This is a genomic window from Kitasatospora sp. NPDC002522 (assembly GCF_053595195.1).
In genome coordinates, this window is sequence record NZ_JBSFXE010000018.1 from 20,102 (window position 1) to 33,755 (window position 13,654).

Consider the following 13,654-nt stretch of genomic DNA (forward strand, 5'->3'; position numbering starts at 1 on the left):
GGACTCGATCTGCGAGAGGCTTGAACAGCGGATATGCCGCACGGGTGTTTCCGGGTCAGCGGCGGCGGGTGGTCGGGAGCATCTTCAGGACCGTCCGGGTGGCGGTGCGGCGGGTGGGTGGCGGGACCGGGCAGCGAGGCGGCTGCGCGATGTCATCCGGAGTGCTGAAGCCTGACGCTGCGTCAGGCGGTGGTTGTCGGGACCGGGGCGTGGTCCTCGTCCGGGGTGGGGGCGATGCGGTGGACGAAGGTGGCGGTGAGGAAGGCGACGACGGCGGAGACGATCAGGAGGGGGGCCGAGTCGGCGGCTTGGGCGCCGAGGAGGGCGGTGGTGAGGACGGTGCTGGTGACGGGGAGGCGGGTGACGGCGGCGGTGCTGGCGGCGAGGCCCGCGGCGAGGCCCGCTTCGATGCCGAAGCCGGGGAGGGCACCGGCGGCGATGCCGAGGGCGGCGCCGATGAGCACAGCGGGGAAGATCGGGCCGCCGCGCATGGAGCCGAGGGCGATGCCCCAGCCCAGGCCCTTGAAGAGGACCAGGGCGAGCAGGGCGCCGATCGACCAGGACTGCGGGTCGGCGGCGAGCTGGCCGAGGGCGATCTGTCCGGAGAGCGCGGCCTCCTCGGGGGAGCGGCCGGTGGCGAGCGCGTAGCCCGTGATGCAGACGCCGACCAGGGCGGCGCAGAGCACGGTGCGCCCGGCGATGCGGTGGGCGGTGAACGCGGCGGCCCGGTAGCCGAGGGTCTTGCAGGCCACCATCACCAGCGCGATCACCACGGCCGTGGGGATGCCCCAGAGGAAGTCCCCCGCGTCCGGCAGTTGCGCCTGGGGCACCGACGGCAGTTCGAGCGCGCCGATGGCCAGTCCGGTCCAGTGTCCGAAGCCGGTGAAGACCAGCGCGCCGATGCCCGCGGAGAGCAGGCTGGGCAGCAGCACCACGGTGAGCTGGGCGCCGCCGAGCCCGGCGGCCTCGAGCATCATCACCACGGCGACCAGCGGGCTGCCGAAGATGGTGGAGATCGCCGCGGTCGAGCCGGCCGCGCCCAGCACCGGGGCGAGCCGGGGGCTGGCGGAGCGTTTGGCGGCGCTGACCGTCAGCAGGGCCAGGCCGCTGCCGAGGGCCATCAGCGGCGCCTCCGGACCGAGGACGGTGCCGAGCGGCAGGCAGGCCAGCGCCGCGAGTACCACCGACGGCACCTCGACGGGCAGGGTGGGCGGGCCGCCGAGTCCGTGCACCGGGATGTGCCCGCCCCGGCCCGGCATCCGGGTCACGATCGGCACCAGCAGCAGGCCGGCCAGCAGCAGCGCGGGCAGCGGCCACCACCACGGCGCGCGGCTGTAGCCCAATTGCTCCGGGAAGCTCTCCCACACCCAGTGCTGCAACTCGTGCTCCAGGCTGACGAAGCCGAACGCCGCCAGCGAGACCGGAATGCCGACCAGACCCGAGATCAGCAGCAGCCGCCCGTAGCCGGGAGTGAGGAGCAGCTCGCGCAGGCTGGGCGGCTGGGACGGACCGGCGGCGGCCTGCTCTGGCATCTGCGCTCCCAGTACTTCGTCGACCGGCGGTGCGGGATCCGCCGGGCACATGTCCTTCGACCGTCCGACGTCCAGCCGAGCGCGGCCAACGGGGTGAGCCGAACGGGCGAGGCGCACACCCGAGCGGGCCTGCCGGGCCGGTCGTACGGTGGACGGAGGGCGGGGTACGGAGGTCGACCAGAGGAGGACGAGATGCCCGGTTCGATGACCATCGGACACACCGACGCGCTGGTGATGCTCAGCCACGCCGACGCCGAACGACTCAGCTCCATGCTCGCCGGACTCTCCGCCCTCGCCGCGGGCGGACAGCTCTCCGAGACCCAGCTCGCGGCCCTCTGCGGCGGCGACCCGGCGGACCGCGCCGAGCTGGCCTCCTGGAGCCGCACCCTGTCCGGCTACCTGCGCGAGCACCTCTGACCGGGGCGGCATGCGGCTTCGCCGGAGGCAGGCAGCGACGAGCGCCTCCGGCGGAGCTGTGGGGGGAGGGGAGAGGGGGGCGCGGCTGGTCGGAGGCGGGGGGCATGCGGCTTCGCCGGAGGCAGCGACGAGTGCCTCCGGCGGAGCTGTGGGGGAGGGGAGAGGGTGAGGCGGGGGTGGGATGTGGCTCTGCCGGGGCCCGGGATCGGCGGGTGCCTCCGGCGGGGCTGTGGGGGAGGGGGACGCGGCCGGTTGGAGGCTGGGGGTGGCATGCGGCTCTGCCGGGGCCCGGGATCGGGGGGTGCCTCCGGCGGAGTTGTGCGGGGAGGGAAGGGGGGAGGCGGGGTGCTGCGGAGGCCTTCAGTGGCTGGAGGCGGGTCCGGTGGTCGGGGGCCGGTAGTAGGTTTGGCGGCATGGAGCTGTCCTGGGTGACCGTGGCGACGCCGCTGCCGAGTGGGGTGATGCGGTTCGGGGTGACGGCGGACGGGGTGGCGGTGGCCAGCTATGCGGGGGACAGCTTCGCGGGGCGGCCGATCGGGGTGCCGGAGTGCACGGACGAGCGTCGGCGGGGGCTGGTGACGGCTCGCGTGGGGGAGTACTTCGCGGGCCGGCGGCGGGAGTTGGGGCTGCCGCTGGACTGGCGGTTCGCGTCCGGCCCGCACCGGGCGGTGCTGCAGTGCCTGTTGGCGGAGGTCGGCTACGGGCGGACCATCACGTACGGCGAACTCGCCGCCCGTAGCGGGGTGTTCGGCGGGCCGTCCGAGCCGGGGGTGCCGGCCCGGACGGTGGGGCAGATGATGGGGGCGAACCCGCTGCCGCTGCTGGTGCCGTGCCACCGGGTGGTGGCCGCCGACGGCCTGGGCGGCTTCGGCGGCGCGTGGCACGGCGTGGAGGTCAAGCGCTGGCTGCTCACCCTGGAGGGCGCCCTGCCGGCGACCCTGGACTGGGACGGTCCGGCGGGCTGGGACGGTCCGGCCGGATGAGCCTTCCGGTGTGGCCTACAACGCGGCTGCGGCGTGCAGGAGTTCACTCGCGACGGGCACCCGCTCCAGTGCGGGGGCGGCGGCCTGGCGGGGCAGCAGTGCCTGGATGGTGGGCACCAAGGCGTAGTCGTCGAGGGTGAGTTCGCCGGTGCTGGGGAGCAGCGGGCGGGCGCCGAGGGCGAGTTCGATGGCGGCGGCGGGCAGGTTGAGGCCGCACAGCCGGACCTGGTGCAGGCCGCCGGAGGGGCGGGTGTTGACGTCCAGCACCACGGGGCGGCCGCGGTCGTGGCGGAACTGGACGTTGGAGAGGAAGCCGACGCCGAACTCCTCGACCAGGCGGCGGGCAGGTTCCAGGTAGGCGGGGTCGACGGTGAAGCCGCGGCGGCGGCCCTGCTTGGTGCGGCCGATCGCGGCGAGGACCCGGCCGTCCGGGTCGGCCAGGCAGTCGACGGAGACCTCGGGGCCGCTCAGGAACGGCATCACCAGCAGGTCGGCGGGCTCGGTGGCGGAGTCCAACGCGGCCAGCACCTGGTCGAGTTGGACGCTTGCATCGACGTACCCGGCGAGCCGGCGGAGGCTGAACGGCTCGCGGGTGAGCACCCGGAAGCCCTCGCCGCCGGCGCCGCTGGCGGGCTTCAGGCAGGCCTGGGCGCCGGTGGCCTCGATCTCCTCGACGGCGGCGAGCAGTTCGGCCGCGTCGCGGGCCGGGCGCCACATCGGGGTGGGCAGGCCGACGGCGTCCATCGCCTCGTAGCCGTCGACCTTGCTGGTGAAGAGGGCGATCGCGGCGGCGGGCGGGCAGACCAGTACGGTGCCGAGGGCCTCGAATTCCCGTCGGCGCAGGGAAATGGCCAGCTGGTGCAGGCGGGGGAGGAAGACGTCCACGTCGTGGCGCGCGCAGAATTCCAGGGCGAATTCCACGTAAGCGTCGGGGGAGAGGCCGTCCGGTTCGAGGATGCCCAGGTCGGCGGCGGCGAGCACCGGGGAGTCGGGATCGACGTGGGTGGCCAGGACCTGGACCGGGCGTTGGGCGGCCCGCAGCAGGTCGATGAAGAAGACGTTCTCGGCGTAGGTACGGTTCAGCCAGACGCGGACGGGCGCGATCACGGAGGTCTCCCTGAGAAGGGCATGCCGATGGGAGGTCACCGACCTGTCCGCACTGCCTGTGGCGCCGGTCACCATGCCGGTGAGGGGGCCACCTTAGCGCTGTTCCGCAGCGATTCGAACAGCGGGTCGGCGAGCTGCGGGAACACCTCGAAGCGGGGGTGTCGACGGGGTGTCCGGGCGGCCCCGCGGAGGGCACCGGAGATCGAACGGTGATCGAACGGTCGCACCGGTCGCACTATTAATTTCGCACAACTGAATCACCCTCACGAGTGATTGCCGCCTCACCTGAATGGACGTCAGCATGGTTGCCGCAACGTGCCGTCGACACGATCAGGGGCCCCTCGGAAATGACGACCGAAACGACCGCCGGAATTCCGCAGGCAGGGTCGCAGACCAGCCTCTCGGTGGCCGCCGCCCGCAATCTGGCGTCCACCAGCAAGTCCGCGCCGCAGATGCAGGAGATCAGCAACCGCTGGCTGCTGCGGATGCTGCCGTGGGTCGAGGTCTCCGGCGGCACCTACCGGGTCAACCGACGGCTCAGCTACGCGGTCGGCCGCGGCCGGGTCAGCTTCGCGCAGACCGGCGGCGCGCTCCGGGTGGTGCCCCCCTCGCTGCGCGAGGTCCCGGTGCTGCGCGGCTTCCCGGACGACGCGCTGCTGGAGGAGCTCGCCGGCCGTTTCGTCCAGCGCGACTTCGCGGCCGGCGAGGTGCTGATCGAGCAGGGCCGGGAGATCGACGAGGTCTTCCTGGTCGCGCACGGCAAGGTCAACAAGATCGGCACCGGCCGGTACGGCGACGCCACCGTCCTGGGCACCCTCGCCGACGGCGACCACATCGGCGACGAGGCGCTCACCCTCGCCGACCGCCGCTGGCCCTACGGCGTCAAGGCCGCCACCGCCGGCACGGTGCTGGTGCTCTCCTGGCCGGCCTTCCAGGAACTCGCCGACCGCTCCGAGGCGCTGCGCGCGCAGATCCTCGACTTCATCGCCGACTCCCAGCTGCCGCAGAACCGCAAGGGCGAGGCCGAGATCGGCATGTCGGCCGGCCACGCCGGTGAGCACGAGCTGCCCACCGCCTTCGTGGACTACGAACTCTCCCCGCGCGAGTACGAGTTGAGCGTCGCGCAGACCGTGCTGCGGGTGCACAGCCGGGTCGCCGACCTCTACAACAAGCCGATGAACCAGACCGAGCACCAACTCCGGCTCACCATCGAGGCGTTGCGCGAGCGCCAGGAGCACGAGCTGGTCAACAACCCGGAGTTCGGCCTGCTGCGCAACGCCGAGTACGACCAGCGGATCCAGACCCACTCCGGCCCGCCCACCCCGGACGACATGGACGAGCTGCTCTGCCGCCGCCGCAGCACCCGGTTCTTCCTCGCGCACCCCAAGGCGATCGCCGCCTTCGGCCGCGAGTGCAGCCGCCGCGGCCTGTACCCCGAGGCCGTCCAGGTCGATGGCAAGACCGTGCCCAGCTGGCGCGGCACCCCCATCCTCACCTGCAACAAGATCCCGCTGGTCGGCAACACCACCTCGATCCTGGCCATGCGGGTCGGCGAGGACAACCAGGGCGTGGTCGGCCTGATCCCCGGCACGCTGCCGGACGAGGTCGAGCCCGGCCTGAACGTCCGCTTCATGGGCATCGACGAGAAGGCCGTCATCTCCTACCTGGTCAGCGCCTACTACTCCGCCGCGATCCTCGTCCCCGACGCCGTCGGCGTGCTGGAGAACGTCGACACCGCCCACTGGCACTGACCGCTCCGAGGGGGAGGACCACCATGGCCATCACCGCACCCGAACGCGACCGGCACGGCGACAGCGCAGGCCCCGAACACCAGGAGAGCGGACGGGACGCCGCGGAGGCGGTCGCCCTGCTCACCCGGGCCCGGACCATCGTCGACCCGGCCCTGCGCGCCGCCGTCGACACCCTGCCCGACTCCATGCGGCTGGTCTCCGGCTACCACTTCGGCTGGCTGGAGGCCGACGGCACCCCCAGCGCCGGCGGCTCCGGCAAGGCGATCCGCCCCGCGCTGGTGCTCGCCGCCGGCCAGGCCGTCGGCGGCCACCCGCAGGACGCGGTCCGTGCCGCCGCCGCGGTCGAGCTGGTCCACAACTTCACCCTGCTGCACGACGACGTCCTCGACCGCGACCACACCCGCCGCCACCGCCCCACCGCCTGGCGGGTGTTCGGCACCACCGGCGCGATCCTCGCGGGCGACGCGATGCACTCGCTCGCCCTCCGAATGCTCGCCGAGGACCCGCACCCGGCCGCGGCCGCGGCGGTGCGCCGACTCGCCGACTGCGTGGTCGAGTTGTGCGCCGGCCAGCAGGCCGACTGTTCCTTCGAACAGCGCGCGGACGTCACCCTGGCCGAATGCCTGGCGATGGCGGAGGGGAAGACCGGCGCGCTGCTCGGCTCCGCCTGCGCGATCGGCGCGCTGTACGCGGGGGCGGACGTGGCGACCGCCGACGCGATGGACGCCTTCGGCCGCGAGATCGGACTCGCCTTCCAGCTGATCGACGACCTGATCGGCATCTGGGGCGACCCCGCGGTGACCGGCAAGCCGGTCGGGGCCGACCTCGCCGCGAGGAAGAAGTCGCTGCCCGTCGTGTACGCGCTGCGCTCCGGCACGCCCGCGGGCGAGGAACTCGCCGAGCTGTACGGGCTGGGCCGACCGCTCAGTCCTGCGGAGCTGGCCCAGGCCGCGGACGCGGTGGACCGGGCGGGTGGCCGTGCCTGGGCCCAGGGCGAGTCGTGCGAGCGGATGGCCGCAGCCATCAGCCACCTGGCCACGGCAGTGCCGGACCCCTCCCAGGCGGACGAACTGCTGGCGCTGGCGGAGCTGGTGACACGCCGGACCTATTAGGCGGACGGCGGGGAGAAGACAGGGGCTCGGGGAACTGCGAGGTGAGTGGCGGACGGTCTGAAGTCGGCTGTGGGTCTTGGAGACGTCCATGCGCCGGGACCTTGCAGCGCCCTGTGACCCTGGCCGCCACGCACCCCCGCCGTTCCCCGGGCCCCTAAAGAATCCCCGAGCCCCTTAGGAAAGGAGCTGGCGCTCCTTTTCGGGGTCGATCCCCAGGGGGGTGTCGAGTTGCTGGTAGGTGACCTCCTTGCGGCCGCCTGATTCGAGCCAGGTCCAGGTGTCGCGGACGGTGTCGAGGAGGGGGCGGGGGCGGAGACCGGCGGTGACGGCTTTGGTGGGGTCGGCGTGCCAGGTGCCGTGCCAGCCGTCGATGGTGGGGGCCCAGATGGGGAGTTCGACCCAGGGGGCGATGTCGGCGGCGAGGAGGGTGGCGTCGGGGGTCCAGACGAACTCGGCGTCGGAGCCGGTGACGGTGCGGCAGGCGGTGAGGAGCTCGCCGGTGGTGGTCGCGCCGACGGGGGCGGTGGTGACGTAGCGGCCGGTGAGGCCCTGTTCGGCGACCAGCAGGCCGAACGCGGCGAAGTCGCGGGCGTCGATCAGGCTCATCGGGTTGTCGGGGGCACCGGGGGCGAGGACGCGGCCGCCGCGGGCGATCCGGTCGAGCCACCAGGGGAGGCGGCCGATGGGTTCGTGGGGGCCGATCAGCAGGCCGCAGTTGAGGATGGCGGTGGGGCCGAAGTTCTCGGTGAGGGCGCGTTCGCAGCCGGCCTTGAGGGCGTTGCTGAAGGGCTGGTCGGCGGGGACGTCGCCGGGGCAGTCGTGGGTGGGGGAGTTCTCGTCGACGGGCAGGGCGGGCCAGTCGGCGAAGGCGTGGACCGAGGAGACGAAGCTGTAGTGGTCGGCGCGGTCGCGCAGCAGCCGGGCCGCGGTGGCGACGTCGTGCGGTTGCTGGCCGGAGGTGTCGATGACGGCGTCCCAGCGGCGTCCGTCGACCAGGCGCCGCAGGTCGTCGGCGCTGGTGCGGTCGCCGTGGACGGCTTCGACGCCGGGCAGGTCGGTGCGGCTGACGCCGCGGTTGAAGGTGGTGACCCGGTGGCCGCGGGCGAGGGCCTCGGCGGCGTAGGCGCGGCCGAGGAACTTGGATCCGCCGAGCAGAAGGATGTCCATGCCGGTCAGCCTGTCCCGGGCGGCGGGCGGGTACCCGCACGTTCACTGGGAGCGGAGCGACGGGGCGTCAGCTGACGGGGCGTCGGAGGGCCGAGGTGCCGGGCGGGGGTGGGGCGCATAGCATCCGGGTGTACCGGTTTGTCTGAGTGTTCCCTTTTGTCGGGGGAGAAGGGTGGTCGGCATGGGCAATCCGGCGATCGTGGATCCGGCGACGGTCCGGCAGACGGCGGCGGACGCCTGGGTGTGGGGCTATCCGCTGCTGGAGAACTACCGGACGATCTACCCGCAGGCGATCGACGACGCGGACCCCCGGTACGTCGGGGGTTTCGGCACGTTCCGGCACTACCCGCACCCGTTCACCCCGGACAACACCGACGTGGTGACGCCGAACAACGACACGCCGTACTCGTGGGCGTGGCTGGACCTGCGGGCCGAGCCGTGGGTGCTGGAGGTGCCGGCCACCGAGCGGTACCACGTGCTGCCGGTGCACGACCTGGACACCGCGTACGTGGGCTTCGTCGGGTCGCGGACCACCGGGAACGGCGCCGGTCGGTTCCTGATCGCCGGGCCGGGGCACCGCTCCGAGCCGCCGGAGGGCTTCGACGGGGTGCTGCGGGCGGACACCAACCTGGTCGGCATCCTCGGGCGGACGTACCTGGCGGGGCCCGCGGACGTGCCGGAGCTGGAGCGGGTGCAGGCGGGGTACGTGCTGAAGCCGCTGAGCGAGCACCTGGGGACGCCGCGGCCGGTCGCGGCGGAGCCGGTGTGGCCGGTGTGGCGGGGCGAGGAGGTGCTCGGGACGCTGGAGTTCTTCTCCTACCTGGACTTCCTGCTGGGCTTCTTCCCGGTGCTGCCGGCGGAGGCCGAGCTGCGCAGCAAGCTGGCCGAACTGGGCGTCGGAGGCGGCGACTTCGAGCCGGCCGCGCTGACCGCGGAGGTCCGCGAGGCGCTGCTGGCGGGCATCGCGGACGGCCGGGCGCGGCTGGCGGAGGCGGCCGAGGGGGCGACCACCGGTGCGGGGCTGTTCGGCACCCGGGAGCAGCTGGGCACCCGGTACCTGGACCGGGCGCGCGGCGCGTTCAAGGGCCTGTACGGGCTGCCGGAGGAGGAGGCCTGGTACGGCGGCTGGGTGTCGCAGGAGGGCGGCGGGAAGCCGGTCGTGCTGCACTTCCCGGCCGGGGGGCTGCCCCAGGCGCGGTTCTTCTGGTCGGCGACCGTGTACCGGCTCCCGGAGCGGCTGCTGGTCGCCAACGAGATCGACCGGTACTCGATCGGCGACCGCACGCCGGGGCTGGTGTACGGCGCGGACGGGTCGCTGACCCTGTACGTCCAGCACGAACGGCCGGGCGGGCCGGCGGAGTCGGCGAACTGGCTGCCGGCGCCGGAGGGCCCGTACTTCGTGGCAGTGCGCGCGTACGGCCCCGGGCCCGAGCTGCTGGACGGCCGTTGGCGGCTGCCCGAGCCCACTCTCCGCTGAACCCGCAGAGCAGGAAAGGACGTTCGCATGGCTGACGCCACGCCCGAGATGCTGGCCGCCGACGCCTTCGTGTACGGCTACCCGCTGGTCGCCGGCCTGACCATGGTGGACACCTTCCACCGCAAGGGCATGAGCTCGATCGGTGCGACCGCGTGGAACACCTTCGGGCACGCCGCCCAACTGGCCACGCCCGACTCGGCGTTCGTGTCGGTGAACAACGACACGGTGTACTCGGTGGCCCCGCTCGACCTGTCCGGCGGGCCGTTGCTGCTGCACGTGCCGGACACCGGCGGGGCGTACGACGTGCTGCAGTTCATCGACGCCTGGACCGACAACTTCGCCTACGTGGGCCGCCGTTCGTCCGGCACGGCGGAGCAGACCTGGCTGCTGGCGCCGCCGGGTTGGCAGGGCACCCCGCCCGAAGGGGTACCGGTGATCAGCTCGCCGACCACGGTGGCGGCGATCGCGGTGCGCAACGCCTGCGCGGGGCCTGAGGACCTCGGCCGGGTGCGGGAGCTGCAGCGGGGGTTGACGCTGACTCCGCCGGCGCCGGTCGGCGTCCTGGCCGGGCTGCCGGAGCCCGATCCGGGGGTGCCGGAGGCGCTGGCGCTGCTGGAGAAGCTGCGGGTGTGGGCGGCGGCGTTCCCGCCGGCCGGGCCGGACGTCGAGTACCAGCAGCGCTTCGCCCCGATCGGCCTGCTCGACCAGGGGCGCTCGCCGTACCTGGACGGGCCGGCCGAGTGGACGGCGGCGCTGGCCAGGGGCCTGGCGGCGGGCCGCGAGCGGGTGGAGGCGGCGACCCGGCAGTCCGGCGAGGCCACCGGGGAGTGGACGGCCAACCTGCACCTGTTCGACTACAACGTCGACTTCCTGGGCCCCGGCACCCGGGACGAGCCGCAGTGGCGGACCGCCGACCGCCGGGCCGGCTACCTGACCCGTGCGGTGGCCGCCCGGATGGGCCTGTGGGGCAACCACGCGTACGAGGCGGCCTACGCGACCACCTACCACGACGCGGACGGCGTCCCGCTGGACGGCTCCCGCGCCTACACCCTGCGGTTCGAACAGCCGCCGCCGGTCCACGCGTTCTGGTCGGTGACCATGTACGGCGTCCCCGAGTACCTGCTGGTCGCCAACGAGATCGACCGGTACTCGATCGGCGACCGCACACCGGGGCTGGTGTACGGCGCCGACGGGTCGCTGACCCTCTGGCTGCAGCGCGAACGGCCGGACCGGGCCGAGGAGTTCGCGAACTGGCTGCCCACGCCGGAGGGCGGGTTCCGGCCGATGGTGCGGATGTACCAGCCGCAGGAGGCGGTGCTGGACGGCAGCTACCGGCTGCCGATGATCCAGCCGCGCTGACCGGGAGGAGGGCACGGCGATGGGCGAGGCGATCGGGCCGATGCTGGCCTCCGCGGTCGGCATCGCGATCTCCCCGCTGCCGCTGATCGCAGTGGTCCTGATGCTCGCCACCCCGCGCGGTCGTGCCAACGGGATCGCGTTCACGGCGGGCTGGGTGGCGGCGCTGGCGGCGGTCACCGCGGTGGTGGTGGCGGCCGGCTCCGGCATCGGGGCCGGCGGGGGCGGGTCCGACTGGTCGTCCTGGCTGAAGCTGGCACTGGGCGTGCTGTTCCTGCTGCTGGCGGGCCGGCAGTGGCGCGGCCGCTCGCGGGAGGGGCACGTCACCGAGCCGCCTAGCTGGATGCGGGCGATCGACGCCTTCACCCCGGCGAGGTCCGCGGGTCTCGCGGCGGCCCTGGTCGCCGCCAACCCGAAGAACCTGGTGCTGGCCGTCGGCGGCGCGGTCTCCATCGCCACCAGCGGTGCGAGCGGCGGCGGGAAGGCGCTGGCGGCGGCCCTGCTGGTGCTGATCGGCTCGCTGTGCACCACGGTGCCGCTCGGGGTGTACCTGCTCGGCGGGGACGGGGCGGCGAAGGTGCTCGGCGAGTGGAAGGCGTGGATGGCCGCGCACAACGCGGCGATCATGCTGGTGCTGTTCGTGGTGCTGGGCGTGAAGTACGTCGGCGACGCGCTCTCGGGCCTGACCGGCTGAGACGGCCGCGCCGCAGCCCCGTACCCCCGGCACACCTCGGCCGGGACGGAGTCGTTCCCGCCGACCCCGTCCCGGCGGCTCACGCCGGGCGGTCGCCGCCGGGCACGCACCTCGCCGGCTTCTCGTCGGACGCCGACCTGGCGTGATGCGCAAGGCGCGCCCCCGCCGGGGAGGTGAGGGACTGCCGACGGTCCGTCAGGACGGTGACGGGTGGCCGGGCACGGGTCCGTGGAGGCGATGGACTGCCGACGGTCCGTCAGGACGGGGTCGGGGCCGTGGGGGACGGGCTCGTGGGGGTGGTGGTGGACGGGGTCGGGGAGGGGGCGGGCGGCGTGCTGGGGGTGGGGCTCGGGCTGTGGGTGGGGGTGCTGGGCTCGGGGGTCGGGGAGGGGTCGGGGGTCGGGGTGCCGCTCGAGGTGGGGGTGGGCTGCGGGGTCGGGGTGGCCGGGTCGGTGGGCGTGGGGTCGGGGGTGGGCAGGCCGCGGTGGTCGGGGCCGCCCTCCAGGGTGACGACGGCGGTGGACGGCGGCAGGGCGAGGCGTGCCGTCCACTGGGTCTGCGGGGCGCGGGTCTCGTCCACGGTGACCGTGACGGTGATCCGCTGGCCGGGGGCGAGGGTGCCGGAGTCGCGGCTCAGCCGCAGCCAGTCGACGTCCATGACGGCGTGCCAGGCCAGCGGGCTGCCACCGGAGTTGGTCAGGGTGAGCACCGTGCGGTTGCCGTACTCGCCTGCCTCGACGGTCAGTTGGGCCGGAGCGGGGGCGGCCGGGCGGGACGGCTCGGCGGCCAGGGTGGGGCTGGAGAGCCGGGCCGAGCCGTGCGAGGGCACCGGGACGGCCGGGCCCTGGACGGTCGGGAGGGACGTTTCTGCGGCCACCGCACCGGCCAGCTCCAGCGTGCCGACGGCCGGCGGCAGCGCCGCTGCCGGGACGTCCGGGGCCGGGCCGCCGGCCGGGGCGGCCGCGTCCGGCGAGTCGACCCGCACCGAGGAGACCGCGGCGGCCGGGCGGCCCGCCCCGCCGTCCCGGTGCGCGCCCCACAGCGCCACCACCGGCGCGGCCAGCACCGCCGCCAGCACCCCGGTGGTCACCATCCGCTGCCGGACCGCCGAGCCGCGCACCGGCGCGGGGGCCCGGTGCCGGGGGAAGCCGCGCTGGTCGAACCTGGGCTCCTCGCCGGGCCCCGCCTGCGCGGCCCGGTGCCCGGCCGCCGCGCCGGACAGGAAGGCCGCACCCGCCGAGCCGCTCGGCAGCCGGTCCGCGGCGCCGACGCCGAGCCGCACCCGGACCGGCGCGGACAGCAGCGGCAGCCCCGGCAGTCCGGCCAGGCCGTGGCCCAGCTGGCCCGCCACCCGCTCCGCGGTGCCCCGGCAGGTCGGGCACTCCACCAGGTGCAGCACCAACTCCCGGCGCAGCGCGGGACCCAGCACCCAGCCCCGCCAGCTCTCCGCGCCGACCCCGCCGAGCTGCGCCAGCTCGGGGCAGCTGCCGACGCCGAGCACCAGCAGCGCCGTCCTGGTCCGGCCGACCTCGGCGCCCGCGGCGTCGAGCAGCGCCGCGGCGTCCGGCGCGGCCAGTCCGAGCACCGCGGCGACCTCCTCGGCGGCGAGCCGGTGGCGGACCGCCAGCTCCAGCGCCTCGCGCTGCTCCGGGTCGGTGCCGGCCGCCTCCGGCCAGGCCAGTGAGGCGAGTTCGCGGCGCCGCTCGCGGGCCAGCGAGGGGCTGACGGCGGGCCGGGGCGGGGACGGCGGCGCGTCGCCCGCGCGCTCCAGCCGGGCCAGGCAGCGGTGCCGGGCCAGCGCGTACAGCCAGGCGCGCTGCAGCGCCGGGTCGGTGAGGCGGTCGCCGTGGCGCAGGGCCAGGTCGCGGACCTCGGTGACGGCCGTGGTGGCCGCCTCGTGCTCGCAGAGCACGGACAGGCAGTAGGTGAACAGCCCGTCGACGCTGGCGGCGTACGCCCGCAGGAGCGGGGACGGGCCGACGGGGCTCGGGTGGCTGGGGGTCACCCGACCGACGGTAGGCAGCACGGAGCCGCCGCCGGCCGATTTCGGCGGTTTGT

The 13,654-nt window shown here is 74.6% G+C and carries 11 protein-coding genes; 7 read left to right on the plus strand and 4 right to left on the minus strand.

Features of this window, described 5'->3' with window-relative positions:
• Window positions 1-182: 182 nt before the first annotated feature.
• Complete coding sequence (locus ACWD4U_RS17330; protein ID WP_363452412.1) at window positions 183-1,532, minus strand: chloride channel protein; 1,350 nt, start codon at window positions 1,530-1,532, stop codon at window positions 183-185.
• Window positions 1,533-1,724: 192 nt separating this feature from the next.
• Here ACWD4U_RS17330 and ACWD4U_RS17335 point away from each other — a divergent pair, with 192 nt between their 5' ends.
• Window positions 1,725-1,949 (plus strand): hypothetical protein, encoded by a 225-nt coding sequence (locus tag ACWD4U_RS17335; protein ID WP_363452414.1) that lies wholly within the window; start codon window positions 1,725-1,727, stop codon window positions 1,947-1,949.
• 413 nt (window positions 1,950-2,362) lie between these two features.
• Window positions 2,363-2,932 carry a methylated-DNA--[protein]-cysteine S-methyltransferase gene (locus tag ACWD4U_RS17340; protein WP_363452416.1) on the plus strand — a complete coding sequence of 190 codons (570 nt, stop codon included), beginning with the start codon at window positions 2,363-2,365 and terminating at the stop codon, window positions 2,930-2,932.
• Window positions 2,933-2,947: 15 nt separating this feature from the next.
• Here the strand turns inward: ACWD4U_RS17340 and ACWD4U_RS17345 are convergent, their stop codons facing one another.
• Window positions 2,948-4,039 (minus strand): ATP-grasp domain-containing protein, encoded by a 1,092-nt coding sequence (locus ACWD4U_RS17345; RefSeq protein ID WP_363452418.1) that lies wholly within the window; start codon window positions 4,037-4,039, stop codon window positions 2,948-2,950.
• A gap of 347 nt (window positions 4,040-4,386) precedes the next feature.
• Between ACWD4U_RS17345 and ACWD4U_RS17350 the strand changes: the two genes are divergently transcribed.
• Both ACWD4U_RS17350 and ACWD4U_RS17355 read left to right on the plus strand, forming a co-directional pair.
• On the plus strand, window positions 4,387-5,790 hold the full coding sequence (locus tag ACWD4U_RS17350) for a family 2B encapsulin nanocompartment shell protein (RefSeq protein ID WP_363452420.1): 1,404 nt from the start codon (window positions 4,387-4,389) through the stop codon (window positions 5,788-5,790).
• A 23-nt stretch (window positions 5,791-5,813) separates the two neighbouring features.
• On the plus strand, window positions 5,814-6,902 hold the full coding sequence (locus tag ACWD4U_RS17355) for a family 2 encapsulin nanocompartment cargo protein polyprenyl transferase (RefSeq protein WP_363452422.1): 1,089 nt from the start codon (window positions 5,814-5,816) through the stop codon (window positions 6,900-6,902).
• Window positions 6,903-7,076: 174 nt separating this feature from the next.
• On the opposite strand, the gene ACWD4U_RS17360 is transcribed toward ACWD4U_RS17355, so the two are convergent.
• On the minus strand, window positions 7,077-8,069 hold the full coding sequence (locus ACWD4U_RS17360; RefSeq protein WP_363452424.1) for an NAD-dependent epimerase/dehydratase family protein: 993 nt from the start codon (window positions 8,067-8,069) through the stop codon (window positions 7,077-7,079).
• Window positions 8,070-8,250: 181 nt separating this feature from the next.
• On the opposite strand from ACWD4U_RS17360, the gene ACWD4U_RS17365 reads away from it, so the two are divergent.
• The 3 genes from ACWD4U_RS17365 to ACWD4U_RS17375 are packed head-to-tail and all read left to right on the plus strand — an operon-like array spanning window position 8,251 to window position 11,596.
• Window positions 8,251-9,546, plus strand: coding sequence for a DUF1254 domain-containing protein (locus ACWD4U_RS17365; protein ID WP_363452426.1), 1,296 nt, complete (start codon window positions 8,251-8,253; stop codon window positions 9,544-9,546).
• 27 nt (window positions 9,547-9,573) lie between these two features.
• Window positions 9,574-10,905 carry a DUF1254 domain-containing protein gene (locus tag ACWD4U_RS17370; protein ID WP_363452428.1) on the plus strand — a complete coding sequence of 444 codons (1,332 nt, stop codon included), beginning with the start codon at window positions 9,574-9,576 and terminating at the stop codon, window positions 10,903-10,905.
• 19 nt (window positions 10,906-10,924) lie between these two features.
• Window positions 10,925-11,596: a GAP family protein gene (locus tag ACWD4U_RS17375; protein WP_363452430.1), complete on the plus strand. Its 672-nt coding sequence runs from the start codon at window positions 10,925-10,927 to the stop codon at window positions 11,594-11,596.
• 256 nt (window positions 11,597-11,852) lie between these two features.
• Here ACWD4U_RS17375 and ACWD4U_RS17380 read toward each other — a convergent pair whose 3' ends face one another.
• Complete coding sequence (locus ACWD4U_RS17380) at window positions 11,853-13,601, minus strand: BACON domain-containing protein (RefSeq protein ID WP_363462082.1); 1,749 nt, start codon at window positions 13,599-13,601, stop codon at window positions 11,853-11,855.
• Between the last annotated feature and the right edge of the window lie 53 nt (window positions 13,602-13,654).

Bases quoted from the DNA above. Each gene is read 5' to 3' on its own strand.
- ACWD4U_RS17365 (WP_363452426.1), top strand. From the start codon at position 8,251: ATGGGCAATCCGGCGATCGTGGATCCGGCGACGGTCCGGCAGACGGCG.
- ACWD4U_RS17350 (WP_363452420.1), top strand. From the start codon at position 4,387: ATGACGACCGAAACGACCGCCGGAATTCCGCAGGCAGGGTCGCAGACC.
- ACWD4U_RS17375 (WP_363452430.1), top strand. From the start codon at position 10,925: ATGGGCGAGGCGATCGGGCCGATGCTGGCCTCCGCGGTCGGCATCGCG.
- ACWD4U_RS17370 (WP_363452428.1), top strand. From the start codon at position 9,574: ATGGCTGACGCCACGCCCGAGATGCTGGCCGCCGACGCCTTCGTGTAC.
- ACWD4U_RS17335 (WP_363452414.1), top strand. From the start codon at position 1,725: ATGCCCGGTTCGATGACCATCGGACACACCGACGCGCTGGTGATGCTC.
- ACWD4U_RS17355 (WP_363452422.1), top strand. From the start codon at position 5,814: ATGGCCATCACCGCACCCGAACGCGACCGGCACGGCGACAGCGCAGGC.
- ACWD4U_RS17340 (WP_363452416.1), top strand. From the start codon at position 2,363: ATGGAGCTGTCCTGGGTGACCGTGGCGACGCCGCTGCCGAGTGGGGTG.
- ACWD4U_RS17330 (WP_363452412.1), bottom strand. From the start codon at position 1,532: ATGCCAGAGCAGGCCGCCGCCGGTCCGTCCCAGCCGCCCAGCCTGCGC.
- ACWD4U_RS17360 (WP_363452424.1), bottom strand. From the start codon at position 8,069: ATGGACATCCTTCTGCTCGGCGGATCCAAGTTCCTCGGCCGCGCCTAC.